Source organism: Pontibacter lucknowensis, from assembly GCF_900156415.1.
GTDB lineage: Bacteria > Bacteroidota > Bacteroidia > Cytophagales > Hymenobacteraceae > Pontibacter > Pontibacter lucknowensis.
On record NZ_FTNM01000002.1, the window covers coordinates 837,433 to 863,088 of the forward strand.

At 50.8% G+C, this 25,656-nt stretch carries 19 protein-coding genes and 1 tRNA gene; 10 read left to right on the plus strand and 10 right to left on the minus strand.

Going from position 1 to position 25,656, the window contains the following annotated elements; genetic code table 11:
• The first annotated feature begins 236 nt into the window (after positions 1 to 236).
• Entirely contained in the window at positions 237 to 2,660 is a 2,424-nt protein-coding gene (locus tag BW972_RS09830) for an ABC transporter permease (RefSeq protein ID WP_076421959.1), read from the plus strand.
• A gap of 142 nt (positions 2,661 to 2,802) precedes the next feature.
• Positions 2,803 to 2,874 (plus strand) — tRNA-Glu (locus BW972_RS09835).
• A gap of 126 nt (positions 2,875 to 3,000) precedes the next feature.
• Here BW972_RS09835 and BW972_RS09840 read toward each other — a convergent pair.
• From BW972_RS09840 to BW972_RS09875, 8 genes are all read right to left on the minus strand, one after another.
• Positions 3,001 to 3,843 carry an SDR family oxidoreductase gene (locus tag BW972_RS09840; RefSeq protein ID WP_007661321.1) on the minus strand — a complete coding sequence of 281 codons (843 nt, stop codon included), beginning with the start codon at positions 3,841 to 3,843 and terminating at the stop codon, positions 3,001 to 3,003.
• A gap of 45 nt (positions 3,844 to 3,888) precedes the next feature.
• The gene (locus tag BW972_RS09845) at positions 3,889 to 4,560 is read right to left on the minus strand and encodes an alpha/beta hydrolase (protein ID WP_083674126.1); all 672 of its coding nucleotides are present in this window, start codon (positions 4,558 to 4,560) and stop codon (positions 3,889 to 3,891) included.
• Positions 4,561 to 4,589: 29 nt separating this feature from the next.
• Positions 4,590 to 5,423, minus strand: a complete 834-nt coding sequence (gene ygiD / locus BW972_RS09850; protein ID WP_076421960.1) for a 4,5-DOPA-extradiol-dioxygenase — start codon at positions 5,421 to 5,423, stop codon at positions 4,590 to 4,592.
• A gap of 78 nt (positions 5,424 to 5,501) precedes the next feature.
• Positions 5,502 to 6,164, minus strand: coding sequence for an NADPH-dependent F420 reductase (locus BW972_RS09855; protein ID WP_076421961.1), 663 nt, complete (start codon positions 6,162 to 6,164; stop codon positions 5,502 to 5,504).
• Positions 6,165 to 6,271: 107 nt separating this feature from the next.
• Complete coding sequence (locus tag BW972_RS09860) at positions 6,272 to 6,853, minus strand: Crp/Fnr family transcriptional regulator (RefSeq protein WP_007661314.1); 582 nt, start codon at positions 6,851 to 6,853, stop codon at positions 6,272 to 6,274.
• A 291-nt stretch (positions 6,854 to 7,144) separates the two neighbouring features.
• Entirely contained in the window at positions 7,145 to 8,854 is a 1,710-nt protein-coding gene (locus BW972_RS09865) for an arylsulfatase (RefSeq protein ID WP_007656875.1), read from the minus strand.
• An 88-nt stretch (positions 8,855 to 8,942) separates the two neighbouring features.
• Entirely contained in the window at positions 8,943 to 12,572 is a 3,630-nt protein-coding gene (locus BW972_RS09870) for an ABC transporter permease/M1 family aminopeptidase (protein WP_076421962.1), read from the minus strand.
• On the minus strand, positions 12,569 to 13,489 hold the full coding sequence (locus BW972_RS09875; protein WP_083674127.1) for an ABC transporter ATP-binding protein: 921 nt from the start codon (positions 13,487 to 13,489) through the stop codon (positions 12,569 to 12,571). The genes BW972_RS09870 and BW972_RS09875 overlap by 4 nt, the downstream gene beginning before the upstream one ends.
• A gap of 259 nt (positions 13,490 to 13,748) precedes the next feature.
• On the opposite strand from BW972_RS09875, the gene BW972_RS09880 reads away from it, so the two are divergent.
• The 7 genes from BW972_RS09880 to BW972_RS09910 all read left to right on the plus strand — a co-directional run bounded on the left by BW972_RS09880 (position 13,749) and on the right by BW972_RS09910 (position 19,823).
• On the plus strand, positions 13,749 to 14,786 hold the full coding sequence (locus tag BW972_RS09880; RefSeq protein ID WP_007656872.1) for a sensor histidine kinase: 1,038 nt from the start codon (positions 13,749 to 13,751) through the stop codon (positions 14,784 to 14,786).
• Positions 14,755 to 15,483 carry a LytR/AlgR family response regulator transcription factor gene (locus tag BW972_RS09885; RefSeq protein WP_076421963.1) on the plus strand — a complete coding sequence of 243 codons (729 nt, stop codon included), beginning with the start codon at positions 14,755 to 14,757 and terminating at the stop codon, positions 15,481 to 15,483. The genes BW972_RS09880 and BW972_RS09885 overlap by 32 nt, the downstream gene beginning before the upstream one ends.
• Before the next feature lie 675 nt (positions 15,484 to 16,158).
• Positions 16,159 to 16,578 carry an RrF2 family transcriptional regulator gene (locus tag BW972_RS09890; RefSeq protein ID WP_076422130.1) on the plus strand — a complete coding sequence of 140 codons (420 nt, stop codon included), beginning with the start codon at positions 16,159 to 16,161 and terminating at the stop codon, positions 16,576 to 16,578.
• Positions 16,579 to 16,683: 105 nt separating this feature from the next.
• Positions 16,684 to 16,977 (plus strand): DUF2061 domain-containing protein, encoded by a 294-nt coding sequence (locus BW972_RS09895; protein ID WP_076421964.1) that lies wholly within the window; start codon positions 16,684 to 16,686, stop codon positions 16,975 to 16,977.
• On the plus strand, positions 16,943 to 17,665 hold the full coding sequence (locus BW972_RS09900) for a phosphoadenylyl-sulfate reductase (RefSeq protein ID WP_076421965.1): 723 nt from the start codon (positions 16,943 to 16,945) through the stop codon (positions 17,663 to 17,665). Before BW972_RS09895 ends, BW972_RS09900 begins: the two co-directional genes overlap by 35 nt.
• A 1-nt stretch (position 17,666) precedes the next feature.
• Positions 17,667 to 18,572, plus strand: a complete 906-nt coding sequence (gene cysD / locus BW972_RS09905) for a sulfate adenylyltransferase subunit CysD (RefSeq protein ID WP_007656866.1) — start codon at positions 17,667 to 17,669, stop codon at positions 18,570 to 18,572.
• 3 nt (positions 18,573 to 18,575) lie between these two features.
• On the plus strand, positions 18,576 to 19,823 hold the full coding sequence (locus BW972_RS09910) for a sulfate adenylyltransferase subunit 1 (protein ID WP_076421966.1): 1,248 nt from the start codon (positions 18,576 to 18,578) through the stop codon (positions 19,821 to 19,823).
• Positions 19,824 to 19,898: 75 nt separating this feature from the next.
• Here the strand turns inward: BW972_RS09910 and BW972_RS20175 are convergent, their stop codons facing one another.
• Both BW972_RS20175 and BW972_RS09920 read right to left on the minus strand, forming a co-directional pair.
• On the minus strand, positions 19,899 to 21,875 hold the full coding sequence (locus BW972_RS20175) for a prephenate dehydrogenase (protein WP_076421967.1): 1,977 nt from the start codon (positions 21,873 to 21,875) through the stop codon (positions 19,899 to 19,901).
• On the minus strand, positions 21,872 to 23,047 hold the full coding sequence (locus tag BW972_RS09920; protein WP_076421968.1) for a pyridoxal phosphate-dependent aminotransferase: 1,176 nt from the start codon (positions 23,045 to 23,047) through the stop codon (positions 21,872 to 21,874). Before BW972_RS09920 ends, BW972_RS20175 begins: the two co-directional genes overlap by 4 nt.
• A 509-nt stretch (positions 23,048 to 23,556) precedes the next feature.
• On the opposite strand from BW972_RS09920, the gene BW972_RS09925 reads away from it, so the two are divergent.
• Positions 23,557 to 25,443, plus strand: coding sequence for a gamma-glutamyltransferase family protein (locus BW972_RS09925; protein ID WP_076421969.1), 1,887 nt, complete (start codon positions 23,557 to 23,559; stop codon positions 25,441 to 25,443).
• Positions 25,444 to 25,656 lie beyond the last annotated feature (213 nt).

The window sequence follows — 25,656 nt, forward strand, 5'->3', positions numbered from 1 at the left end:
ATAGGTTTTAGAATAAGAGGATAGAAAATTATGCCAGTCGGGTTAAATGCTTAATTTAAGATAAATTTAGGAAAAATATAGCTTATACCTGTCCAGCCACGGACAATAAGTGTCCACAACTGGTCAACCGAACAGTACGCCTATACCTGATAAAGGCAACAAAGCCCTTTTTGCAGGACTGGCACAACAATGGATTTAGCCAGGCTAATCGTTCTACTCCTAAAGCTGTGCACGACATGTTAAAGCTATACTTCCTTACGGCCTTCCGGTCCCTTCTACGCAGCAGAGGCTACAGCCTGCTCAACGTGCTGGGTCTGGCACTGGGCATTACCTGCAGCATCCTGCTCTTCCTGGTCATTCAGTACGAGCTCAGCTATGACACCTTCCACAGCAAAGGAGATCGTATCTACCGGCTCAGCGTTGATGCGCATTATGCTGATGGTGTCTTTCAAACCACCTCCATTCACTTTCCGGCTACCAATGCATTGCGAAACAACAATCCGGGGTTTGAAAACATCACCCAAATGTATTCAGAAAATGACGGACAGGTAACTGTTCCGGGCGATGGCAATATGGCACCACGCCATTTTATCAATCAGGGTAATATTGCTTTTGTGGAGCCGGCCTTCTTTGATGTATTTGACTTCGACACAGGTGGACAGGACCTGCGCAGCTACATGCTGGAACCTAACAATGTGGTGCTCACCAATAGCATGGCAAAGCTTTTCTTTCCGGATGAAGATGAAGTGATCGGCAAGATCATCATTTACAATAATAAACTAACGCTGAAAATAGTAGCTGTCATACCTGACTTTCCGGTTACGACCGATTTTCCATTTGTCATGCTCGCTTCATACCCTACCCTACAGGGCTTTCTGCCTTTTGATCTCAGCAGTTGGACCACCCTCATGAGTAACCACACCGCTTTTGCCGTGTTGCCCCCAAACGCAGATATAGATGCACTAGAGCAGCAGGCAAACACTATTATAAAGCGACTGATGCCAGACCAGAGATCCGCTACTGAGCGCATCAAGCTGCAGCCGCTGCATGACATTCATTTCAATGCGGCATACGGCAATTATTCGCAGCGCACCATATCCAAAGAAGTGATCTGGTCGATGGCCCTGATCGGTCTGCTGCTGCTGGTGACAGCCTGCATCAACTTTATTAACCTGGCTACAGCACTGGCCGTGCGACGAGCCCGGGAGATAGGTATACGCAAAGTAATGGGCAGTAATCAGTTGCAACTGATGCTCCAGTTCCTGGGTGAAACACTGCTGATCACCCTGGTAGCCACACTTATATCTGCCATTCTTGTTGAACTGGCCTTACCGCATCTTAATCAACTGCTGGGCCTGAAGATAACCTTCAGCTTTTTGGAAAATCCTCAGCTACTGCTCTTTGTGGTACTGCAGGTGCTGCTCGTTACATTATTTGCAGGCTTATACCCTGCCTTTTTGTTAGCACGCTTCCAGCCAATTGCCGCCTTGCGCAGCCGTATGTCGGTTCAGGAAGTTGGGGGGCTGTCCCTGCGACGCAGCCTGGTTGTGCTGCAGTTTACCATTTGCCAGGTTCTCATCATCTGCACACTAATTGTAAACGAGCAGATGCAATACCTCCGTAACAAAGATCTGGGCTTTGACAAGGATGCTGTGGTAACAGTTCCGCTGCCCCGGGATAAAAGTGCTAAAATGGAGGCTCTTCGGGATGAGATTCTCAGAGACCCGGCGCTTCTCGGTGTTACCTTCGGTTCTGCCCCACCCTCCTCTGAAATAACACGCCTCAGCAGATTCCGGTATGGCCATGCAGAGAATATCATTCCTTTTCAGGCCAACATGAAATCCACGGACGAGCACTACCTGGAGCTATTCGACATCAAGCTCGTCGCGGGTCGTATGTTCCGGGCAGATGGATTTGCAGAAGACTCTATCCTGCAGGTGCTCATCAATGAAACCATGCGCCGCAAACTAGATTTGAAGCAACCTGAGGAAGCCATAGGCAAAAATCTATACCTTAACGGCGGAGAGCAGAAGGCTATTATTGTGGGCGTAGTCGAAGACTTTCATCAGAACTCACTGCGCGACCCGATCGACCCGGCCATCTTTTACTCCGGTGACAGCGATTACTTCTTTATGATGGCCAAGGTAGACCTGCGCCAGTCAGAAGCGGCCCTGGCGCACCTGGAGCAGGTATGGCAGAAGGCCTACCCGGAAACCGTGTTTCATTATGAATTTATGGACGAGACGCTAAACCGCTTTTACAGAGACGAGTTACGACAAAGCACCCTTTTCAAAATTTTCTCCTTCATCGCCATTTTCATTGGCTGTCTGGGCCTTTACGGACTCATCGCCTTTATGGCAACCCAGCGCACCAAAGAGATAGGTATACGCAAGGTCATGGGTGCTTCGGTGTTCCAGATCACTGTGCTCTTCTCCAAGGAATTTGTGAAACTTGTACTGATCGCCTTTGTACTGGCAGCCCCTATTGCCTGGTACCTGATGAGTCAATGGCTGCAGGACTTTACCTACCGCATCAGCATCGGCTATATTCCGTTCCTGATGGCTGGAGCCGCCACCCTTGTCATTGCACTGATCACCATGAGCACACAGGCAGTAAGGGCAGCTATAGCCAATCCGGTGCTTTCCTTAAAGGCAGAATGATCCTCTTGATTGTAAGTCAAAAATTTTCTCTCTAAAAGTGAGGCAATTACGTGTCATGGCTTATTTTTTTGACAAAAAAGCCGGGCTGAGGCTTTGCAAAATAAAAGCGGCCCGCTATATTTGCATCACAATACGACAGAATGGTCCGTTCGTCTAGGGGTTAGGACTCCAGATTTTCATTCTGGCAACAGGGGTTCGATTCCCCTACGGACTACTAAAAAGCCGCTCCACATCAAATGGAGCGGCTTTTTTGATTTCATTCTGCCAAGAACAGATAGCTATACCTTATACGTGTATGCGGGTAGTGCATACCGCACAGGTCACGAATCCCAAACTAGCTTTACAAAGCCTCTGCTACAGAATCAGCCATGGGTGTGGTTGGGTGTCCAATCAGTTTGGAAAGCTGGCGGCTATCGTCGTATAGGGCACCATTCGAAGCGGCTACGTCCCAGCCGGCTATGGCTTTTGCCATACTATCCGGAAGCCCATACCCTGCCAGTGCAGCAGCATAGTCTGCCTCCGGTAGATTTTTGTAAGGGATGTCTTTACTGGTCTGGCGGGAGATCTCGTCGGCCAGGTCGCTGAGGGTATAGGCCTCGTCGCCGGCCAGTTCGTATACCTTGCCTCCATGCCCCAGGCTTGTCAGCACCGCTACTGCTGCTTCTGCATAATCCTCTCTGGATGCGGAGGAAATTTTGCCCTCACCGGCACTGCCGATAAAAGCGCCGCCGGCAATTGCGCCCTGTACTGAGCCGGTATAGTTTTCAGTGTACCAGCCATTGCGTAGGATAGTGTATGCTATACCTGAATCCTTGATCATGCGCTCTGTGGCGCGGTGCTCTTCAGCCAGGCTTAGCAAAGAGGTATCGGCATGCAGCAGGCTGGTGTAGACGATCCGTTTTACTTCCGCTTTTTTGGCAGCCTCGATCACATTTTTATGCTGCGCGGCACGCTGCCCCACCTCACTGGATGAGATCAGGAGCAGGGTGTCTATACCTTGCAGGGCACTGTCCAGCGTCTCTGTTTTCGTATAGTCTGCTTCGCGCACTTCCACCCCCATCCCTTCTGCTTTCTGAGGTTCGCGCACCAGCGCTATAATGTTTTCGGGCTCCACCTTAGCTTTTAGTCTCGTAACAACCAGCCTTCCCAATTGGCCTGTTGCACCTGTAATGCCTATTTTCATATCGGTTTTATTAGGTATGTATACTTTAATTTAATTTTAAAAAAGCTATTTCAGCCAATCGAGCACAGCCGCTATTACTTCGCCAGTCAGCTGGTGCCCCATTTCCAGCTCATGATAAGCCGGTGTAATACCTGCGCTTTCTAAAAACACCTTTGCTTCGCGGGCATAATGCACAGGCAAAGTTGCATCCTGCGTACCGTGTGCGATAAATACACGCAGGCTTTTCAGCTTGTCCGAAGAAGCAAGCAGCGGCCTGATCTCCTTCAGTATCCTGCCGCTGAAGGCAAGCACCCCGGCTACCAACTCAGGCTGCGTCAGGCCAATGGTATAGCTCATGATAGCCCCCTGGCTAAATCCGCCCAGGTATACTTCGTCTATACTGTACTTTGCCTTCACCTGGGAGATAAATTCCCGGATGAGCTCGCGGCTCTGCTCCTCCTGCCCGGCGTTGATCATTGGCTTGCCCGAAGAAAAATCTACCTGATACCAGGCATAACGTCCCTCTCCCAGCACAATAGGACCACGAGGTGAGATCACCATCACATCATCCGGTAGGTATGGAGCCAGGCTGAACAGGTCCTGCTCATGGCTCCCGACCCCGTGCAGCAGGATCAGCGCTTTCCGCTTTCCCAAAGCTTCACTTGCTGGCCGCACCAGGTATTTCAAAACCATGTCCGATGCAAGCGTGTCAGCCTTTATGTCTTCTCTGAATACCATACGTTATGATTCTTAATGTTGTGCTGTAATCAGCCTATTTTCACGGAAGTCATGGTCAGGGAGCCGCCTACCGCTTTGTCGTTAAAGAAGGATACCTCGTCTTTGCTGCCCTGCAAGCCAAGCGTATACATCAGTGGCCAGTAGTGCTCTGGCGTAGGTATAGCCAGCATAGCTTCGCGGCCCAGTTTCTCGTACTGAATCAGTTTGTCGTGGCTGCCGCTGCGAATCAGGTCCTTGAAGGTGTTGTTGATCTGCACGGCCCAGTCGAAACCGTATTCCTCGTCGTTCAGCCTGTCCCAGGCCACCATGCGCAGGTTGTGCACCATGTTGCCGCTACCCATAATCAGTACGCCTTTTTTACGCAGACCGGCCAGTTCCTTGGCCAGGTCGTAGTGATACTGCGGTCCTTTGGTATAATCGATACTGAGCTGCAGCACCGGAATGTTAGCCTCCGGGTACATGTGCCGGACCACCGTCCAGGCGCCGTGGTCGAGACCCCAGTCGTGGTCCATCTCCACAGTGGCGGTTTTAAGGATAGAGGCCGTTTCTTTGGCAAGTTCCGGGTTGCCGGGGGCCTTATACTGCACATTGAACAGCTCCTGCGGGAAGCCCCCGAAATCGTGAATGGTCTTGGGGAAATCCATGGCCGTGATACGGGTGCCTTTGCTCAGCCAGTGCGCCGAAACCACCAGCACAGCTTTGGGTGTCGGCATTTCCCTGGCCAGCTTTTTCCAGTACTGGCTGAAGGCATTGTCCTCGATGCCATTCATGGGCGAACCGTGGCCTACAAACAGCACGGGCATTAACTGCTCCTGCTCGCTCAGGTTATCTGTAAATTTATTGAATGCTGATAATGTGGTCATACCTACTACTCCTGTTACTAGTGTTTTAATAAATTGGTCTCGTCGCATGTTGCTTGGGTGACAATTATGTGGCTAAAATTACTGGTGCAAGATCTTCCACCCTGCCAGCCAGTTGTAGTCATATTTCATATTGAGCTGGATCAGCAGCAACTGCATGCGTTCCAGGGTGCCGCTCACCGACAGGTCGCCTGCCACGATCGGGTTAAACCCAGCCGTGCTCACCAGTTCAGACACCGTTTGCAGTGCCTCTTCGTCGTTGCCCGCCACAAAGGCGTCAGCTTGCTTTCCGTCTATAACCGGCGTGGCAAAGTCGGCGGCGAAGGTGGTGTTGAAGGCTTTGATCACTTTGGCGTTGGGCAGGAGCTTCTGCAGTTCTTCGGCCGCGCTGGTATAGGGTGCCGTTACCAGTCCGTCGTAACTGTCGTTCAGCGGATTGGCGATACTGATGACGATCTTCTGGTTGGCGACTTCCTTTATCTTCTGGGCTACTTCTCTTTCTGCATCATGCGGAACAGCCGCAATAATGATATCCGCTTCCCATGAGGCGTCCACAGAGCAGTCCACTGCCTCCACCGAGGCGGCGGGCTGGTTGCTTTGGATCTCCTCAGCTACTGCCTGTACTTTGTCCAGGTCGTTGGCGCAAAGCAGCAAACGATAATTGCCCTTGGCCAGACTTTTCGAAATGGCGGCCCCCATGTTGCCGGAAGCGCCTATGATGGCGATAGTCTGTATTGTCTTCATGGTCGTTTAATTAGGAACAATACAAAGGTACGGCCATGCCAGGCCCCGGCGCATTGCGCCTTGTCAAGAAAAAGCCTTGACATTTGTCAATGAAAAGGAAGGGGACTTTACCTGCGCTCGGCCATTTTCTTGCGTACGCGACTCAGGGTTTCGGGCGTCAGGCCCATGTAGGAGGCAATCATGTGCTGCGGCACACGCTGGGCAATGTCTGGATAGGTTTCGGTGAAGCGGGTATAGCGCTCTTCGGCGGGTAGGCTGATATTGGAGGTCAGGCGCCGTTGCAGGGCAATGTAGGCACCTGTTATCAGCAGCCGGATATAGGTTTCGTACTTGGGCTGGGTTTTCAGGAGTTCATCGTGTGCTGCGCGGGTAATCAGCACCAACTCGGCATCTTCCAGGGCATCGATAGTATAAGTGGCGGGCTCAGCGGTGAGGTAACTGAAGAGGTCCGATATCGTCCAGCCCTCAATGGCAAACTGGATGATGTGCTCGTTCATGTTCTCGTCGACGGTATAGGCGCGCAAGGCCCCCTTCTCCACAAAGGCAATAGATTTGCACACGTCGCCATCCTGCAAGAGGTACTGTCTTTTGCGCAGCTTTTTTGGCGTCAGATAGGTTTTGATCTGCTCCTGCTCTTCTAGGGTCAGGGGCACTTTTTCATTGAATTTCTGAAAGAAGAGTTCGTACATGGTGGATCGGTGTAGAGAGCGGTCCGTTCGTCGTTTCTTATACCCGAAGTGCTTCAGGTATACAGCTGCTTTGGTCTGTAAAAATACCTTTTATCCGCCGAATACTGAAGTGTATTTTCTTATTCCCGGGTAAATTCTTTCGTGCTCCGCACGGTATCAATAGGCCGAACCAGCTTTTCAATTTGTGCCCGCTTTGGTTCCAGAAACGGCGGTTCACGTAACCCGACGTCGGGGGACCGATCTGGCTTAGCCGCTCGGTCCACTCTTCGGGCGCGGGACGGTCTGCGTATTTCAATCCATCAGGCCAGTGGGCTCCTGGCTGCTTCCCGCTGAATTTCCTTTTCCCCCTTCAAGCTCAATCCGGTGTTTCGGATCAAAGCGGTAAAACTCCTTATAACCCAATTTGTCTACTGCCCGTTCATCGCTGGCTTTGATGTACCCCACCGAGAGCGCATAGGCTTTCCATTCAGCTTTCAATTCACTGAATTTTTCCGGAAACTTCGCAGCCACATTGTTTTCCTCTTTCAGGTCCTCCTTCAGGTTATACAAATGCCATTCGTCCCCCTTCCCGTAGGGTGGCGGCATAAAGATCAGCTTCCAGTCCCCTTTCAAAATGGCTTTGCACTCGGTTATCTCAAAGCCCAGTACGTCAAAAGCGGTACGCACCGGCTGTTTAGTTTCCTCCTGCAGATAGGGCTTCAGCGAAGTGCCGTAAAGCGGCTTTAAGCCGGGCTTGTTATTGGGGTAGGTAACATTGGCATAGTCCAGTATGGTGGGCAGAATATCTGTAACGTGCAGCATCTCATCTGTGACCGTGCCGCGTTTGTGCATGCGCCTGCCCGAGACTAGAAAGGGTGTTTGTGTGCCGCCTTCGTAGGTTGTGAGTTTGAAGTACGACAAAGGGGTATTGGCCACCTCGGCCCAGGCACCACCGATGGAAACAAACGAGTTGATCCTGCCCATATTCTCTAAACTGTTGTCATACTCCTCTGCGATGGATTCTTTTGTGTTTGGGGCATAAAAGTGAGGCTCCTTCGGATTGGCGCCGTTATCGGAGAGAAAGAAAATGATGGTATCGTCAAACTTGTTGGTATCTTTCAACTTATCGAACAAACGTCCCAGATTCCAGTCCAGATTTTCAATCATGGCAGCATAGATCTCCATTTTCCTGGCCGCCTCTTTTTGTTCTTCCTGTGTCAACTCTTCCCACTTCTCAAAGTGGCCGCTGCCTTCGTTCTTCGTTAGTTCATCCGGTATCAGTGCCAGTTCCTTCATCTGTTGCAGGCGCTGCTTCCGAATGGCATCGTACCCTCCGTCATACACGCCTTTGTATTTATCGAGCCAGGCATCCGGCACCTGCAAGGGGTCATGCGGCGCAGTAAAAGCCAGGTAGGCAAAAAACGGATCGCCATCCTGCTGCTCCGTTATATACCGGATCATCTTATCAGTAAAATAGTCAGATGTATAGAAGTCAGCTGGCAGATGCGCGACCGTCTCTCCGTTTTCAGAGTATTTGGTATGGGGCTCTTCAAATTCACTCAGGGCACGCTGATCGTTGAAGTGACTGACGCCACCTCCTAAAAAAGAGAATACCCGCTCAAAGCCCCTGTCATGGGGCCGCTGCCCCTCCAGTTCGCCCAGGTGCCACTTGCCCGCCATATAGGTATGGTAGCCGGTCTCTTTCAGTATCTCAGGAATTGTGAGCACGTCCCTGGTCAGGTAGCCTTCGTAGCCAGGCTGCATGTACTGATTGGTGGCATGTGCCGTGGGCATATTGCCTAAACCTGCCTGGTGGTTGTCGCAGCCGGACAGCAGCATGGCCCGTGTGGGGGCGCACAACGATGAGGTATGGAAATTACGGAAGCGGACGCCGTTGTCCGCCAGCTGCTGCAAATTGGGTGTCCTGATCTCGCCGCCAAAAGGCTGGCAGTCAGAATAGCCCATGTCATCCACTACTATGAGCAGGAAATTAGGTTGTCGCTGATACGAGTTCGCTCCCATTTTCTATAACCTTATCTAAATAACCAGCCGGCTTTTGGCAGCTTATAAATACGTCGCATCTGAAAGTAGGGCTGTCATTCTAGCATGGTTAATGGACTGTCTTTCCCAACTGAACCTCTACGATATTGTCATTTAACTCCCAGTCAATAAGCAGGTTGTCAGGATCTATGCCTGCACGGGCAGGTTTGCGTTGTACCATCACCGTAATCGTCTGCTTATCTGAATTAATAAAATGCTTCTTCTGGTAAAGCACTTCTCCTTGACTCTGATCTGATTTGGCAGGAGCAAATACGCTAACTTCTATCCAATCTTTCATCTGTAAACTAGTCTCCACTCCTATACTGTCAACCACAAACTTCCGTGCCTGTACATCAAGGGTCACCTGCCACTTACCGGGTTGCACCTGCCTGGTCGTGGCCTGCTTAGTGCTCAGCTCCCAAAAGGTGTTCTTCTCAAAAAGATCATGAAGCAGGGCTTGGAGAGAGTCAGGTGTTACTGCCTGCAGCTCCTGATACAGATCAAGTGAGGTAGCCAGCGGAGACTGTCCCGAACCATGCTTCTGCAGCAAAGTACGGAGCGCCCCGTTTACCTTATCCCTTCCGATGTATTGACTCAGCGCATAAAGCGCGAAAGGACCTTTGCGATAATTCTGGTACCAGTCATTCGCCTGCAGCAGCGGAACAGCTGCACGTGTTTTGGGGTTTTCATTTTCCTCGAGTAAAAAGCTTCGCAACCGCTTTTGATGCTCCGGCCCATAATGCTCTTCCAGTACCCCCATGGCCGAGTACCAGGCCAGGCTTTCAGAAAGCAAACCTGCTCCCTCTGCATGGGCCGGGTCAAGCTGGTTGCCCCACCACTGGTGCGCCACCTCGTGTGCCACCACTGCCGTTACCAGGTCAAAATTCCGCTTGTCTTTATCAGGGTTCATCAGAAAGAATGCTTCTCCTGCTGTGATGTTGACCGGTGCGGCATGATTTCCGAACCCGTATCCTGGATAAGCAACGAACCGGATCGAACGGTGTGGGTAAGCCCCGAACTGCCTGCTGTAGTACTCTAAAGAAGCCTGCACGCTTTTCATCATACGCTTCAGGTTAAGCGTCTGCCCCGGATCATAGTAAATCTGTATACTGACTTCCTCCCCTGAACCACCTGCAGTGTTCTTCCACTTCCCTTCATGCACGGCATAGTTAGCTGAGAAGAAATAGTATTCATTCCGGATAGGAGCATCTGTCGCATAATGAAAGTAGCGCCGTTCACCTTCCGTCCAAGTTCGCTGCAGCTCACCGGGCGCCACCACCACCTGGTCTGCATCCGTGCCCACCACGGCTTCAAATAAAATACGCTCGGCAAACGGCGAATTATGGCGTGCCTCCACATCATAGAGCGAAGGAGTTGCGGGACGTGGGGCCAGTCCGTATTCTTTTCGGGAGACGGCATCATCCAGTTCCCGGTAAGATTGATAGCCAATTGCGGGCAGCCATTCATAATTCCGGAAGTTGGTGCTGCGCGGTGTTACTGATACATCAGTGCCGCTGTTCGTAAAGCCACGTCCTCCTACCTGCACTTCAAAGCTGAGCTGCAGGGAATCACCGGGCTGAAGTGGCTTTTGCAAAGTATAAATGTGGTAGCCCAGCGCTTCATCTTTAAGTGAACTGGCGGCAGACTGGTCTAAAGTTATGGCCTTCGTTTCAACTCCCGGTGCTGTGGCTATATGTATAGCATCGATTGGCTCCCTGTGCTGGTTTACGAGCAGGTATATCCCTTTAACTGTTGCTGTTCTTTTTTCCGGATATAGCTCCACCTGCAGGCTGGCACTCGTCTGCCGTGGCTGCGGAATAAGGGAGTACTTTGCGTATAGCTTTTCGTACTGCGCCTGCAGCTCCGCTTTCTCAGATGCAGAAAGGTAGTTGTTCAGGATATTTGTGTTGTAGAATACGAATCCCCCAAATCCCAGTATACCCGCTACTGCTACCGTAGCAGCTACGATCGTAGGGCGAGTGATGCGACCTTTGACCAGGTTTAACCGCGACCTTAGTTTTTCATCCCGGCCCCGAACCCAGCACAGTTTTGCCACCACAGCCAGCAACAGCGCCCACGACAACCAGTATAGCTTAAACCACAGCCATGGCTCCAGCGATAAGTTAAAGCCGGCCATATGCGTGTGCGACCAGGCCGGGCTCGCGCTATAGATGAGTAGCTTGTGACTAATGCCAAGACTAGGGGCAAACGCGATAAACCCGTAAGCAAGCAGCGTAAAAAAATGGCCGAGGTATTTCTGATTGACCAGCACATGCACCACAAGCGCGAGCAGTGCAAAAAGCAGACATTCAACCAACTGAAGCCCGAAAAGTGTCTTCATGTACAGCCCGATCTCAACCGGTGCGCCACCTATAGTTTTCTGAGCAACGATGCCTGCAGTCATCAGGAACGCTAGCCAAATCAGAAGCATAAAGCTTAAGGCCAGGAACCTGCTCAGAAACAACACCCATTCCGGTACCGGAGTCGCGTTGGTGATTTCGTTTATACCTGCTTCTCGCTCCTTCCAAACCAGTTCTCCGGTATAAAAAATGGTAAGCAGGGTAATCAAAATCCAGAAAGACTTAATTTCTACCAGAGGTGCTGTTAGGAAGTTTATCACCTGATCCGTTCCGGGTAGCAAGGGCACATCTTTGGCCTCTATATTTTCGGGTATGGTTAAACCTACTACCAGGGCAAGGACCAACAGTAACAGCAGCCCGATACGACTTTTTGCGAGCTGCAGAAACGACTTCAAGGTGATGACGCGTAACTGCTGTATGTGCGTTGTAAAACCGAATACACCCCTTATCTGTGTTAATGTATGCTCCGGTCTCCATTTCAGCCACTCCCGCTCTGGCAGGTTTGTTACGGATTGCGTAAGCTGTTTCTTGCCAATACTTGTTGCAGGCTGAACAAACCTAAAGCGACTATGAGTGAAAGCCAATAAGCCAACTGCAATGCTGAGCCAAAGTAAGCGGTTAACGAGTAACGGCCCTTCCATTACAAGCAGGCGCGTATTCATTTCCAGAGGACTCCACTCGCCTGACATTTGATTTAAAACAAAGCTAAAATTGATGGGATCTATCAGATTCGCCCATGCTTTTGCATCTTGCAGAACCAACTCTAAAACGAAGGCACACATAAAGAGAAGCACCCCACCCAGGTAGCTTGCCATGGCCCTACGGGTAAGCGCTGCCAACGAAAACTGAATGGCCGTCACAATAAAAATGTTGGGAACCAACAGGTAGAAAAAGCTGGTAAGATAGGCTGTTAACCGAAACGGCCCCATCACTTCAGACTCCACACCGGTAAAGTATAAGGAGAAGAAAATGCTCAGCGGAATGGAGAGCAGCACAATTAAGTTGAGAAGACAAGCGGCAAGGAACCGCCCTCCCAGGTAAGTGACTTTACTGGTTGGTGTGGTGTAGGTCAGCGAATGCATGCGTGTCTGTACATCCCGGGCTGCTGCATCGCCTGCTACGGATCCGCCTAACGGAAGCCAGAACAAAATGCATAGCGCGGTGACAGCCGCTATCACAATAGGCGCATTCAGTAAGAAGTATCCTTCCCGGGCATCACTTAAGTAATTGGCGATTACCCATAAAAAAGCAAGTACTGCTACTATACAAAAGTACAGCCAGGTAGAGATGCTGCGTATCTGGTAGGCAAACTCCATTTGAAAGATCTTCCGGAACTTCATATGCTAACCTCCTCCACTTGCTGACAGGACGTGTTAAAGCCCGCCATGGTGCTAAAGTATACATCTTCCAGGTCCGGCTCCACCAACTCAAAACCGTTTCCCGGGCTCTCCTCACTGTAAATATGTACAATAGTGCGACCGCTAAACAGTTTGGCAGAAATAACCTGGTGCTCCTCGCCCAGTGCATGCAACTCGTTTTTAGAGACCAGTTTGCGCCAGATACGCTCTTTGAGTGCCTCTACAGCCTGCATCGGTTCAGCCTCTAGTAAAATTTTCCCTTTGTTGATGATCGCCATGTTGGTGCAGAGTTCACTCACGTCTTCCACAATATGCGTTGATAGGATCACCACGCTGTTCTCACCTAACTCACTAAGCAGGTTCAGGAAACGCACGCGCTCCGCCGGGTCCAGGCCTGCCGTGGGTTCATCCACGATAAGCAATTTAGGGTTGCTCAGCAACGCCACCGCCACCCCAAAGCGCTGCTTCATACCACCGGAATAGCCGCCCAACTTCTGCCGGCGCTTGTCCCATAGGTTTGTCTGTCTAAGTAAACGCTCCACTACTTCTTTGCGGGCAGCGCGGCTGGTAATGCCTTTCAAAACGGCGAAGTAATCAAGCAAATCCTCTGCATTTACTTTTGGGTAGACACCGAACTCCTGTGGCAAATAGCCCAGCGTTTGGCGCACCTCTTCTTTCTGGCGTAGCACATCTATTTCGCCCAGTTGTATGCTTCCTTCATCCGGGTCCTGCAGCGTGGCCAGTGTGCGCATCAGTGTGGACTTGCCGGCACCGTTAGGTCCCAGCAGGCCATACATGCCCGGCGGTATGTGCAGCGAAACATTGTCTAATGCCTTTACCCCGTTAGCGTAGGTTTTGGAGATATTCCGGATGGACAGGCTGATCTGCTGATTTTCCATAGTTCTTCTGTTTTTATTATGCTTGTTCAGGAAGAAAGAAAAGCACTTTAATAGGGCCTTCCCCCTCGTTTTCAGAATAAAGGAAAAAACACACCACTGGATATCAAAAAGCGATATGCTATTGCTGTATATTAATCTACCAAGTGCTGCAATGCTTCCGCCAAAGCGCTTGCAGCGCCAATAGGGGTTTTCGTAGATTGGAATCAGGCAACTGCCGAGTAGATGGTAAGATAGTGTCCGGGAAAAATATCTTTGCTTTATGGAGAGAGTGAAAAAGATCTTTGTGCAGGTCCACGTTGTGCTGTGGACGCTGTTTATCCTGCTGGCCAGCTTGCAGCTAAGCAATGAAGGTGACCACTGGCCTACCTTAACCACTGGTTTCATCCTGACATGCTTGCTTGTTTTTTACGGCAATTTCTATCTGCTGACAACCTACCCGGGAAAGAAGAAGAGAGGAGATTATTACCGCAGGCTCATAGCCATTGTGCTGATAGGCCCTCTGCCCTTCTTGTATTTACATCCAAGAGCAATGGAGGTATGGCAAGATTTCTTCCAGTACTACATAATGACCTTAGTCACTATAGTACCTCTCTTTACATTTCTCGGATGGTTGGCCAGGGTTACAGAAAACCTGGTGCTTAATACGATAAAAAAAGAGCAACTGGAGAAGCAGGCAGTGGAGTCAGAGCTACATTACCTCAAATCGCAGATCAATCCGCACTTTCTGTTCAATACCTTAAACAACATCCACACGCTGGTATACAAACAGGCATCGACTGCTCCAGAAGCCGTACTTCGTCTTTCATCCCTGATGCGATACATGATCTATGAGTCAAATGCCGCCACGGTGCCCCTTTCAAGAGAGATGCACTACCTGCAGGATTATGTTGGATTGCAGCAGCTCCGTTATAAAAGTAGTCCGGTGGTGGACCTGGAAGTAGAAGGAGACATAGCTTCCTGCCACATTGCTCCGCTGCTGTTCATACACCTCCTGGAGAATGCCTACAAACACAGTCCTGCCCGACTGGAACCAGGTGCTATAAAAGTCCGTGTTGAGATAAAAGAAAATACACTTACCTTCCGTATCCAGAACCCGGCCGGAAATAAGGCAGGCAATGCTTTAGAGGAGCCGGGTGGCATAGGGCTACCGAATGTCCGGAAAAGACTGGCGCTATTGTACCCTGAAAAGCACAGTCTGGAGATAGATAACCTGGGTGAAATTTTTATAGTTACATTAAAAATCCACGATCTGCACACGCAAGCGCATGAAAGAGAAGCTCAGCTGTTATATAATTGATGACGAGCACCTGGCTCAGGAAATACTGGAAGAGTATGTGTCCAAAGTTCCGTTTCTGGAGCTGAAAGGCACCTTTATGAGCCCCCTGGAAGCAACTGCCCAACTTGAGAAAGATAGACCCGACCTGCTGTTCCTGGATATTAACATGCCAGACTTGGATGGCCTGAGCTTTATACCTATGCTCAACCCGAAACCCATGATCATCCTGACGACCGCCTATGATCAGTATGCCTTAAAAGCTTTTGACCTGGAGGTGAGAGATTACCTGGTGAAGCCCTTTTCTTTTGAGCGTTTCTACAAAAGTGTACTGCGCCTCTACCAGGAACAAGGCAGCCGGCATCAACCAGAAAAGAAGGACAACATAGTGGACCTTAAACAGGAGCAGGCCCATATTTTTCTGAAGGTGGGGCATCGTATCCAGAAAATTGACACGGGAGACATTCTCTTCGTTGAGGGGATGAAAGACTACTTGCGGATACACACAGCCAAAGAGAAAATCATGACCTTGCTAAGTTTCGCCAAGCTTGAAGAGCTGTTGCCTGCCCAGGACTTTGCCCGGGTGCACAGGTCGTTCATGGTAGCTATTGATAAGATAGATCACATTGAAAAGAACAGGATCAGAATAGCAGATCATCTCATACCGATAAGTGATTCTTATCATGAAAGCTTTTACAAAAAACTGAGAGGATTGTCCTAAACTGGAAGAATACTACTTTCATGTAGGCAACAAAAGCCGCTTCACATCACTTCCTGCTGCAGTTTAATTATTCCGTGATTAAGCGCTACTCTGGCAGCACAAATTACGTAACATTAGGATCGTAACTAATTGTGAATGTTACATTTAACACGAAGCATCTTGTCTATGAAAAAATTTTACAGGCCTTCCGCATTCACGATCATATCTATGCTAAGCTTACTGCTTCTGCAGGGCTGCTACAAGCTCAGAGGGCAGTCCGCCGATCAACAATGTGCCCCTGCCAGGGGGATTGATCAAGTTCAGGGTACGAAGCAAGGCGTTCCCACTGGGTCTGAGAAGAATGCCCTCTTTCAAAGAACACGAGATACCTGACGAAAACCTGAATGCCCTCGTGCGCTACATCAAGGTCATGAAAAAGAACAAGCCCCTGGACGAAAACCTGGTCTCCAGATAAAGTATACAGCAGTAGTGGCAGGTATAGTGCTTGAGAAAGAAGCAGGTATAAGCCCCATCTGCACAAATTTCGTGGTTCTGGGCAGCTGTCAGCGCAGCAACTCCGTTCTGCTATACCTGCAATCTTTTACGCCTATACTGGTATTCTGTCCAAAGCTTCTTAATTTTGTGATAACACAGCCTACTCTTCCAAAAGCAGACCAGCTGACACCGATCTTCCTTATGTTATCCAAGAAAACAAAGTATGCTTTCCATGCGCTCACCTACCTGGCAGAAAATCAGGATAAGGGTGCTGTGCTTATCCAGGAAATCGCCGCCAGTAAGAATATCTCACATAAGTTTCTCGAGAACATTCTGCTTGAGCTGAAGAAGGCAGGTATACTGGGCAGCAAAAAAGGCAAAGGCGGCGGGTATTATCTTATTAAAAAACCGGAAGAGATCACACTGGCCAAGATCATCCGCCTGCTCAATGGCCCCATCGCCTGGTTGCCCTGTGTGAGTCTCAACTATTACGAAAAGTGCTCCGACTGCCCCGACGAGGCCACCTGTAACATGCACATCATCATGTGCCAGGTGCGTGACCAGACCCTGTCGGTGGTCGAGAACAAAACCCTCTCCGACCTGATCACCTCAAACAATTGAAAAACAGCCTCTTAAATATTAAACATAGCTGATTTTAGTTTTTTTTACTTTATTACCCTACTAAGTTTGTAGGTTTTGTGTAGTTTTGGCACACAATGCAGCGCTATGCTACTAGACCGATATCTTCAAAAAGCTTTTAATAAAAAGCAGAGTCCGCAGAAGAAGGACAGCAAATTTAAAAGTGTCGCCAAGGCCATTTCATGGCGTGTCCTGGGCACTTTTGATACCATTGTCATTTCTTACCTGATCACAGGTGAGCTTAAAATGGCTTTCTCGATCGGTTCGATTGAGGTATTCAGCAAGATCCTGCTCTACTATGTCCACGAACGGATCTGGGAACGATTCACAGTAAAAAAAGAAGCCAATGAACTCGAAAAATCAAATACCGTCGCTGCTTGAGGAACTGGCAGACCTGTCCCTTTCTGAAGCACTGGCCTGGGTAGCCAAACGATTTCCAGGCAAAGTTGCTTTTTCGACAGCGCTTGGTCAGGAGGATCAGGTCATCACGCACGCCATCTTCTCTGACCAGCTTCCGATCATAATCTTCTCGCTCGACACAGGCCGCCTGTTTCAGGAAACCTACACCTTATGGGCAGATACCGAATACAAGTATAAACGCAAAATAGAGCCCTTTTTTCCGCAGGCTTCCGACGTGGAGTCGCTTGTTGCAAAACAAGGTATAAATGGATTTTACGACTCAGTTGATAACCGCAAAGCCTGCTGCCAGGTCCGTAAGGTACTGCCGCTGACGAGAGCTTTGCAGGGAGTGGACGTTTGGGTAACCGGACTGCGCTCCGGCCAGAGTGCCAACCGCAGCAGCTTCAGTTTACTGGAGTGGGACGAGGCGTTTCAGGTCATCAAATTCAACCCGATCATCAACTGGTCTTATGATGAGATGATCGCATACTTGCAGGATAACGCGGTACCCTACAATCAGCTCCATGATCAGGGCTATGTCAGCATAGGTTGCGCTCCCTGCACCCGGGCCATATTGCCAGGGGAAGAACCGCGTGCCGGAAGGTGGTGGTGGGAACAGACCCAGAAGGAATGCGGTCTGCATGCAAATTATTTAAATAAACAAAACTAGTATGGCTATTCACAACGCTGTATTCCCCAGAGAACTGGAAGACGAGGCGATCTACATCATCAGAGAGGTCGCCGCACAGTTTGAAAAACCTGTACTCCTGTTCTCCGGCGGAAAAGACTCGATCACACTGGTAAGACTTGCCTACAAAGCATTCTACCCAGGCAAAATACCCTTTCCCCTATTGCACGTCGACACGGGGCATAACTTTGAAGAAACCATCCAATTCCGGGACGAACTGGTAGCAGAGTTGGGCCTGGAGCTGATCGTGCGCTATGTGCAGGACAGCATCGACCAACAAAAAGTAACGGAAGAAACAGGAAAATACGCCAGCCGCAACGTGCTGCAGACCGTTACGCTGCTGGACGCAATCGAGGAGTTTGGCTTTGACGCCTGCATCGGTGGCGCACGCCGCGACGAAGAGAAAGCCCGTGCCAAGGAGCGTATCTTCTCGGTAAGAAACGACTTCGGCGAATGGGACGCCAAAAAGCAGCGCCCGGAGCTGTTCGATATGCTGAACGGCAAAATCAATATGGGCGAGAATGTGCGCGTGTTCCCGATCAGCAATTGGACAGAGCTGGATGTGTGGAACTACATCAGAGAAGAGCAACTGGCTATACCTTCCATTTACTACTCACACGAGCGCGAAACCTTTGAGCGTGACGGGCAGATCCTTCCCTATTCCCCTTTCATGAACATGTCAGAAGAAGAGTCGGTAAGCACCCGCCTGGTCCGCTTCAGGACGGTGGGAGATATGACCTGTACGGCTGCGGTGGAGTCAACTGCCGTTGCGATCGAGGACATTATTGCAGAAATACTAAGCGCCACAGTATCAGAAAGAGGTGCCCGCATAGACGACAAGCGCTCCGAGGCGGCCATGGAAAAAAGAAAGCAAGCAGGATATTTTTAAGGTATGGACGTTCTAAAAATTGCAACCGCCGGAAGTGTGGATGATGGGAAAAGCACCCTGATCGGTCGACTCCTGTTCGAGACCAATTCGATCACCACCGATAAGCTGGAGGCTATCATGGCAAGCAGCAAAAAGAAAGGCCTCGACTACGTGGACCTTTCGCTGCTGACAGACGGCCTGATAGCAGAACGTGAGCAAGGCATCACGATTGACGTAGCGCACATTTACTTCTCCACTCCTACCCGTAAGTTTATCATAGCCGACACACCAGGGCATTTTGAGTATACCCGCAACATGGTGACGGGCGCCTCCAACGCCAATGTCTCCATGATCCTGGTAGATGCCCGCAACGGTGTGGTGGAACAGACTTTCCGTCACTTTTATATTTCCTGTCTGCTGCGCATTCCGAATGTAGTGGTTTGCGTGAACAAGATGGACCTGGTAGACTACGACCAAACTAAATTTGAGGAAATAAAGGCCGCCTTCATGGCCTTTGCTGAAAAGGTTCGTTTTCCGGGACAGGAGATCAGCTTTATACCTGTGTCCTCCCTATACGGCGAAAACCTCGTGCGTCAGTCAGCGCACATGCCCTGGTACGAAGGGGTATCACTACTTAGTTTGCTGGAGGCCATGCCTTTGGAACAGCACCTGTCAGAGGAAGCAAGCCGTTTCCCGGTACAGTATGTAGTACGACCGAAGTCAGAAGAGTTTCATGACTACAGAGCCTACGCTGGCAAGGTAGCCAGCGGACTGTTGCGCAAGGGCGAACGGGTGGTTGTACTGCCAAGCGGACAGGAAACTACCATTGCCAAAATCGAAAAGTTTGGGCGTGAGATAGAGGCAGCGCAGGCCAAAGAATCTATCAGCTTACTGCTAGAGGATGACGTGGACATCAGCCGGGGCGATATGATCGTACCGATCAGCCAATTGCCACAGCAAAGCAGACAGCTCGCGGCCACCATCTGCTGGATGGACAAAAAGCCACTACGTGTGGGCGGTACATACCTGCTGCAGCATGGGGTAAATACTTCCAGAGCCAAAGTCAGCGCACTCTCCAACCTGATAGACGTGGCGACCCTTGGTGCAGATAGCGCTGTAAGTGAGCTGAAGCTAAACGAGATTGCCGACGTGCAACTGAAAACAGCAAAAGAAGTTTTTTACGATTCTTTTACTGAAAACAGAGCAAACGGTGCTTTCATCCTCATCGACGAGGGGACAAATTCGACGGTTGGGGTTGGCTTGATCAGATAATTCCGTGCTTATAAACTAAAAAGGGATTGAAGCGGTAACCACCTGCTTCAATCCCTTTTTCTATACCTGTCCCTATTACGCATTCATGATCGCGCTTTGGTGATGGATCGACTCCTGGTGCACGGCTTTGAGATACTTATGAATAAAGTCCCGGCTCAGGCCCAATTTCTCTCCCCGCTCAAAGGATCTCTCCAACACGTCGTTCCAACGGGACGCCTGCAAAATGGTCAGCTTGTTTTCCTTTTTATACCTGCCAATGTTCTCCACCACCTGCATTCGTTGTGACAGCAGGGTGAACAACTCACTGTCGAACTGATCTACCTGACTGCGCAGCTCCTGCAAGGTGTCATCCACCTCCACTTTACCGCCATAGCCGTTCCGGAGCACCAGCCCGTCTATGATCTCGGCCAGACGCTCAGGCGTCACCTGCTGTTTGGCGTCGCTCCATGCCTTGTCCGGATCAATGTGGCTTTCCAGCATCAGTCCTGTATAGTTCAGGTCCATTGCCTGCTGCGAAATTTCGGCCAGCAATTCCCGGTTGCCGCAGATATGGCTCGGGTCACAGATCATAGGCAGGTCAGGCATGCGCCTTTTCAGCTCAATAGGCAGCTGCCACTGCGGTGCGTTTCGGAACCTGGTTTCGCCATACTTGGCGAAGCCCCGATGGATGGCACCCAGTTTGGTAATACCGGCTCCACTCAAACGCTCCAGCGCCCCGATCCAAAGCTCCAGGTCAGCGTTGATCGGATTCTTTACCAACACCGGCACGTCTATACCTTGCAGGGCATCTGCGATTTCCTGCACCGAAAAAGGATTGACCGTCGTGCGCGCCCCGATCCAGAGAATGTCCACGCCATATTTGAGCGCATCCTCCACATGCTGCTTATTGGCCACCTCCACCGCTATTTTCATACCTGTCGTCTCCTTCGCTTTACGCAGCCATTCCAGCCCTACTGTGCCGATGCCTTCAAAGTTATTGGGACGTGTGCGTGGTTTCCAGATGCCGGCTCGCAGCACATCCACCTTGCCTGTGGCAGCCAGTTGCTGGCAGGTTTCCATCACCTGCTCCTCTGTTTCGGCGCTGCAGGGCCCGCTGATCACCAAGGGCCGCTGCAGATCGGGCAGCCAGGTGCTGATCGGGGCAATCTCCAGTTTGTCTTTGCCGGTGAGTGGCCGAGCAAAGGGTTTCTGCCGATTCTTGAGTTCGATGCCATCCAGTATGCGGCTGATCTGGTTGGCATTAGAGATCATGTCGTAGGTTTCGGAGCTAAGTCCTTCGTCGATCGTTTCCTTGAAAAGCAGCAGCTGATCGATGTACGCATCCAATGCCGCCGATACATGACCTGCATTCTGGCTGAAGATGGGTGCCCACATATCCGGAGAGCTTTTGGCCAGTCGCACGGTGGAGGCAAAACCACTACCAGCCATATTAAAAATGCTCTTCTCGTCTTTTTCGATTTTAAGCACCGTCAGGCCAAGGGCAAAGGAGGTGATGTGTGACAAATGCGAAACAAAGGCGATGTGGCGGTCGTGTTCACGGGCCTCCATGTGCACCGTTTCCATTTTCAGGACGCCAAACACTTCTTCCGCTATCCGCACAGTCGCTACACCGGAGGCCTCTGCGTTGCAGATAATATTCACTTTGTGGTCGAAGAGCTTGTGGTGTGCCGCTCCCGGACCAGTGTTTTCGGTGCCGGCAATCGGGTGGCAGGCAACGAACTGCTCTCTGCGCGGATGGCTCGCAACGGCCTGGCAGATCTGCTCTTTTGTAGAGCCCACATCCAGCACGACGGATCCGTCTTTTACCTGGTCTAAAAGTGTCAGCACGATACCCGGGGAAACATCAACCGGCGTGGCCACAATGATCAGATCACAGCTTTTGGCCAGATCTGCCAGACTGCCCTCTTCCTGTATAATGCCTGTACTTTTTGCGATCCGGATGTGCTCCGGGTTGTTGTCTGTTCCGATTATTTTAGTGGCAAAGCCACGTTGCCGGAGGTCCATGGCCATGGAGCCCCCAATCAGTCCGATACCTACTATGCCTACGATCATGACTTTTTGATTTTAATATTTTTAAATGCTTTGATTCTTTCCAATGCTCTTTGCAGCTGCCCGTTGTCAGCACACAGCGACACCCGGATATAGCGCTGCCCGTTCGTTCCGAAGATGAAACCAGGCGTGATAAAGACCCCTGCCTCGTAGAGGAGTTCATCTACCAGTTGCTCCACATTGACTTCTTCCGGTGGGCGCCCCCACACAAACAGTCCTGCCTGCTCTGTGCTATACCTGCAATCCAGCGTTTCCATGATTTGCCAAACCAGCTTCCGCCGCTCCGCATAGTGCGTGTTCAGTTCTTCAAACCAGGCCTGGGGTTGTTTTAAAGCCTCGATGGCGGCCTGCTGTATACCCAGGAACATACCTGAATCGACATTGCTTTTCGCGATCAACACATTCGCGATGTGCTGGGGATGGCCAGTCAGCACACCCACCCGCCAGCCAGCCATGTTATGCGATTTGCTCAGCGAGTTCAGCTCCAGCACATGCGCTGTAACACCCTTGACTGAGAGGATACTTTCGGGCCTGTCGATGAGGATAAAGCTGTAGGGGTTATCGTGGCAGAGCAGGATATCATGGCGCTCAGCAAAGTCCACGAGTTGAGCCAGGGCGGCTTTGCTCGCCTTCGCTCCGGTAGGCATGTGCGGGTAGTTCGCCCACATGAGCTTTACCCTGCTTAAATCCTGCTGCTGCAATTCCTCCAGGTTTGGCAGCCAACCTGTCTCTTCCCGTAAATTGTAATGCCGCACCACCCCACCGGCCGCTTTGGTTGCGGCGCTGTAGGCCGGGTATCCGGGGTTGGGCACCAACACTTCATCCCCGGCATTCAGGTAGGCGTTGGAAATATAGGTGATGCCTTCCTTCGAGCCCATCAGCGGCAGCACTTCTGTTTCCGGGTCCAGGGCAACCGCATAGTAGGTAGCGTACCAATCGCTGAAGGCCTGCCGTAGGGCCGGTGTACCCTTGTAACCCTGATAGCCGTGTGCGTTGCCATTATGGGCCGCCGCGCACAGTGCTTCTACTGCCTGCCGGGGTGGGGCCATATCGGGGCTGCCAATACCCAGGTTGATCACATTTTTGCCGGCTGCGTTGAGTTGCGCGACCTCCCGTAATTTTTGTGAGAAGTAGTACTCCTGCACATCCCCGTATCTGTCTGCTATGTTCACCATCTGCTTTTTTAAGGTGCTTATCAATTGCTTTAAATAAAAAAAGAGTCCGCCGGAAGGGGACTCTTTGTAAGTGCAAAACAACGAATGCTTTTTACCATAGAAATCCCGCCTGCTTCCTGCGATAGAAGTAGTAATAGTAAAAAGTAAAATAGTTGTTCTGGTTCGCTGTCATGTATCTGAATAAAAAAAGCCTCCGATCGGGAGGCCTCTGATTTATAGCTGTTTGTCAACCTAAAGCATCGCCGCCCTTATTTACATAAAGTAAAATAGTGATAGCTATAATAGGCGATATGGTTGTGCGCTGTGTTCATTTGTGCTGGCTAATATCTGATATAATCCTTAGAATCAAAAAATTATGGCTGATTATTTTCAAGGGTTTCGATAGCCATGGTTGATGTATACTGTTGATATTACATTAGGTTAAAGATTACAGCCGGTAAGCGATCAAATTCCAGCTCAGTTGTGAGGCACTCTGTTTTTAGCTAAATTGATACCCTAAACTCTAACAAATGAAAAGACTCATATCACTCTGCCTACTAGCCTTGCCCCTATTTCCGGCAGCGGCGCAGCAGACCCAGAAGCCGGTGCTGCATGGCAAGAACTGGATGGCCATCACCGGCAAACCCCTTGCGGCCACTGCCGGCGCCATGACTTTCCAGAAAGGCGGCAATGCCGTGGATGCGGCTTGCACCATGCTGGCCGCCACCTGCACCATGTGGGATGTGCTGAGCTGGGGCGGCGAAACGCAGGCGCTCATCTATAACCCCAAAACAAAAAAGGTGATCGCCATTAACGCCTTAGGTGTCGCGCCAACCGGTGCTACACCTAAGTACTTTAAGGACAAAGGCTATAACTTCCCGCCGGAGAACGGTCCGCTGGCCGCGACCACACCAGGTACAGCGGGCGGACTGATGCACATGCTGGCCAATTACGGAACGCTGAGCCTGGAAGAGGTACTGGCACCCGCTATGGAAATGGCAGCCGGCTACCCGATCGAAGCACAGACGGCCAACAGCATGGAGAAGAATAAGGAGCTGATCAAGCAGTGGCCTTACAGCAAAAAAGTGTTTCTGACGCATCCGGGAGAGGATCGCGAAGCCCCGAACGCCGGAGAGATCTTCGTGCAAAAGGACCTGCTGCAGACGCTGACCAAACTGGTGGAAGCTGAACGAGCAGCTTTAAAGCAAGGCAAAAGTCGCAAAGAGGCGATCATGGCGGCTTACGACCGCTTCTACAAAGGGGATATTGCCGAGGAGTTTGTGCGCGGCTCCAAGGAGCAGGGCGGTCTGATCACAATGCAGGACCTGGCCAAGTGGAAACCGATCGAGGAAGAGCCCATGATGGTGAATTACAAAGGCGTGGAAGTATACAAATTGCAGCAGTGGACGCAGGGACCGACCATGCTGCAGGCACTTAACATCCTCGAGAACTTCGACCTGAAAAACATGGGCTACAACAGCACCCGCTACATCCATACCCTGTACCAGGCCATGAACCTGTCTTTTGCCGACCGCGACTTCTATTACGGCGATCCTTACTTCAAACCGGAAGAGCCGATGAAGGGTCTGCTCAGTAAAGAATACGCCAAGCAGCGAGCCAGTCTGATCCAGTACAACAAGAACGATGCAAACATCGGTCCGGGCGACCCCTACCCTTTTGAAGGCCGCAAGAACCCATACCTGAAAATGCTGAAGAAAAGAGGCTACGAACCCGACACGGTGCGCCGCAACTTTGCCCCTACACATGACCAGCGCAGCGGTTCATCCATGGAGGATGCCGAATACCAGGACAGACTCTGGCGCGGCACCACCACCATCGAAGCGGCTGACAAAGAAGGTTGGGTGGTTTCGATCACCCCAAGCGGGGGCTGGCTTCCGGCTGTTATTGCGGGTAACACAGGTATAGGTATGAGCCAGCGCATGCAGAGCTTTGTGCTCGATGCAGAGCTGAATCCTTTCAATGTGGTGGAGCCGGGCAAACGTCCGCGGGTGACCCTCACCCCTTCCATGGCGCTGAAAGACGGCAAGCCCTACCTGTCCTTTGCCGTGCAGGGAGGCGACACACAGGACCAGAACCTGCTACAGTTTTTCCTCAACGTGGTCGAGTTCGGCATGAACGTACAGCAGGCAGCCGAAGCAGCCAACTTCAACACCAACCAGCTCTGGCTTTCGCTGGGCGGCACCAAGATCGACGACCGCAAGCCCAAGCCCGGCCACATCCTGCTCAACGAAAGCACGCCGGATGCAGTCCGCAATGAACTAAAGAAGATGGGCTATACCCTGAGCTTTGGCGACCGCACGAGTGGGCCGATCAACGCCGTCTTCTTCGACTGGCAACACGGCAGCTTCTGGGGAGGCTCCAGCAACCACGGCGAAGACTACGGCATTGCCTGGTAAGGTATAGCTGCCACGCCATCAACGACAAAGCCCCTTCCAATCGAAGGGGCTTTTTTTTCACTAAATACCCACATGTAGGTATTGGCGCAACCAATCCGGAATGCTACCTTTGCCGCCTCTGAAAGCAAAATATTGTTTTTTCGATGATTTTATGTACCGCTACTCTTTGCTTGTAGCATCGCCTTTTATTCCCGAATGCCTTTCCAGGCTATG

What these genes read in the sequence shown, in the direction of transcription:
- BW972_RS09875 (WP_083674127.1), bottom strand. Translation starts at nt 13,489, where the DNA reads ATGGAAAATCAGCAGATCAGCCTGTCCATCCGGAATATCTCCAAAACC.
- BW972_RS09830 (WP_076421959.1), top strand. Translation starts at nt 237, where the DNA reads ATGTTAAAGCTATACTTCCTTACGGCCTTCCGGTCCCTTCTACGCAGC.
- BW972_RS09865 (WP_007656875.1), bottom strand. Translation starts at nt 8,854, where the DNA reads ATGGGAGCGAACTCGTATCAGCGACAACCTAATTTCCTGCTCATAGTA.
- ygiD (WP_076421960.1), bottom strand. Translation starts at nt 5,423, where the DNA reads ATGACCACATTATCAGCATTCAATAAATTTACAGATAACCTGAGCGAG.
- BW972_RS09895 (WP_076421964.1), top strand. Translation starts at nt 16,684, where the DNA reads ATGCTACTAGACCGATATCTTCAAAAAGCTTTTAATAAAAAGCAGAGT.
- BW972_RS09840 (WP_007661321.1), bottom strand. Translation starts at nt 3,843, where the DNA reads ATGAAAATAGGCATTACAGGTGCAACAGGCCAATTGGGAAGGCTGGTT.
- BW972_RS09860 (WP_007661314.1), bottom strand. Translation starts at nt 6,853, where the DNA reads ATGTACGAACTCTTCTTTCAGAAATTCAATGAAAAAGTGCCCCTGACC.
- BW972_RS09855 (WP_076421961.1), bottom strand. Translation starts at nt 6,164, where the DNA reads ATGAAGACAATACAGACTATCGCCATCATAGGCGCTTCCGGCAACATG.
- BW972_RS09890 (WP_076422130.1), top strand. Translation starts at nt 16,159, where the DNA reads ATGTTATCCAAGAAAACAAAGTATGCTTTCCATGCGCTCACCTACCTG.
- BW972_RS09910 (WP_076421966.1), top strand. Translation starts at nt 18,576, where the DNA reads ATGGACGTTCTAAAAATTGCAACCGCCGGAAGTGTGGATGATGGGAAA.
- cysD (WP_007656866.1), top strand. Translation starts at nt 17,667, where the DNA reads ATGGCTATTCACAACGCTGTATTCCCCAGAGAACTGGAAGACGAGGCG.
- BW972_RS09870 (WP_076421962.1), bottom strand. Translation starts at nt 12,572, where the DNA reads ATGAAGTTCCGGAAGATCTTTCAAATGGAGTTTGCCTACCAGATACGC.
- BW972_RS09885 (WP_076421963.1), top strand. Translation starts at nt 14,755, where the DNA reads ATGAAAGAGAAGCTCAGCTGTTATATAATTGATGACGAGCACCTGGCT.
- BW972_RS09925 (WP_076421969.1), top strand. Translation starts at nt 23,557, where the DNA reads ATGAAAAGACTCATATCACTCTGCCTACTAGCCTTGCCCCTATTTCCG.
- BW972_RS09920 (WP_076421968.1), bottom strand. Translation starts at nt 23,047, where the DNA reads ATGGTGAACATAGCAGACAGATACGGGGATGTGCAGGAGTACTACTTC.
- BW972_RS09880 (WP_007656872.1), top strand. Translation starts at nt 13,749, where the DNA reads ATGGAGAGAGTGAAAAAGATCTTTGTGCAGGTCCACGTTGTGCTGTGG.
- BW972_RS09845 (WP_083674126.1), bottom strand. Translation starts at nt 4,560, where the DNA reads ATGGTATTCAGAGAAGACATAAAGGCTGACACGCTTGCATCGGACATG.
- BW972_RS20175 (WP_076421967.1), bottom strand. Translation starts at nt 21,875, where the DNA reads ATGATCGTAGGCATAGTAGGTATCGGACTGATTGGGGGCTCCATGGCC.
- BW972_RS09900 (WP_076421965.1), top strand. Translation starts at nt 16,943, where the DNA reads ATGAACTCGAAAAATCAAATACCGTCGCTGCTTGAGGAACTGGCAGAC.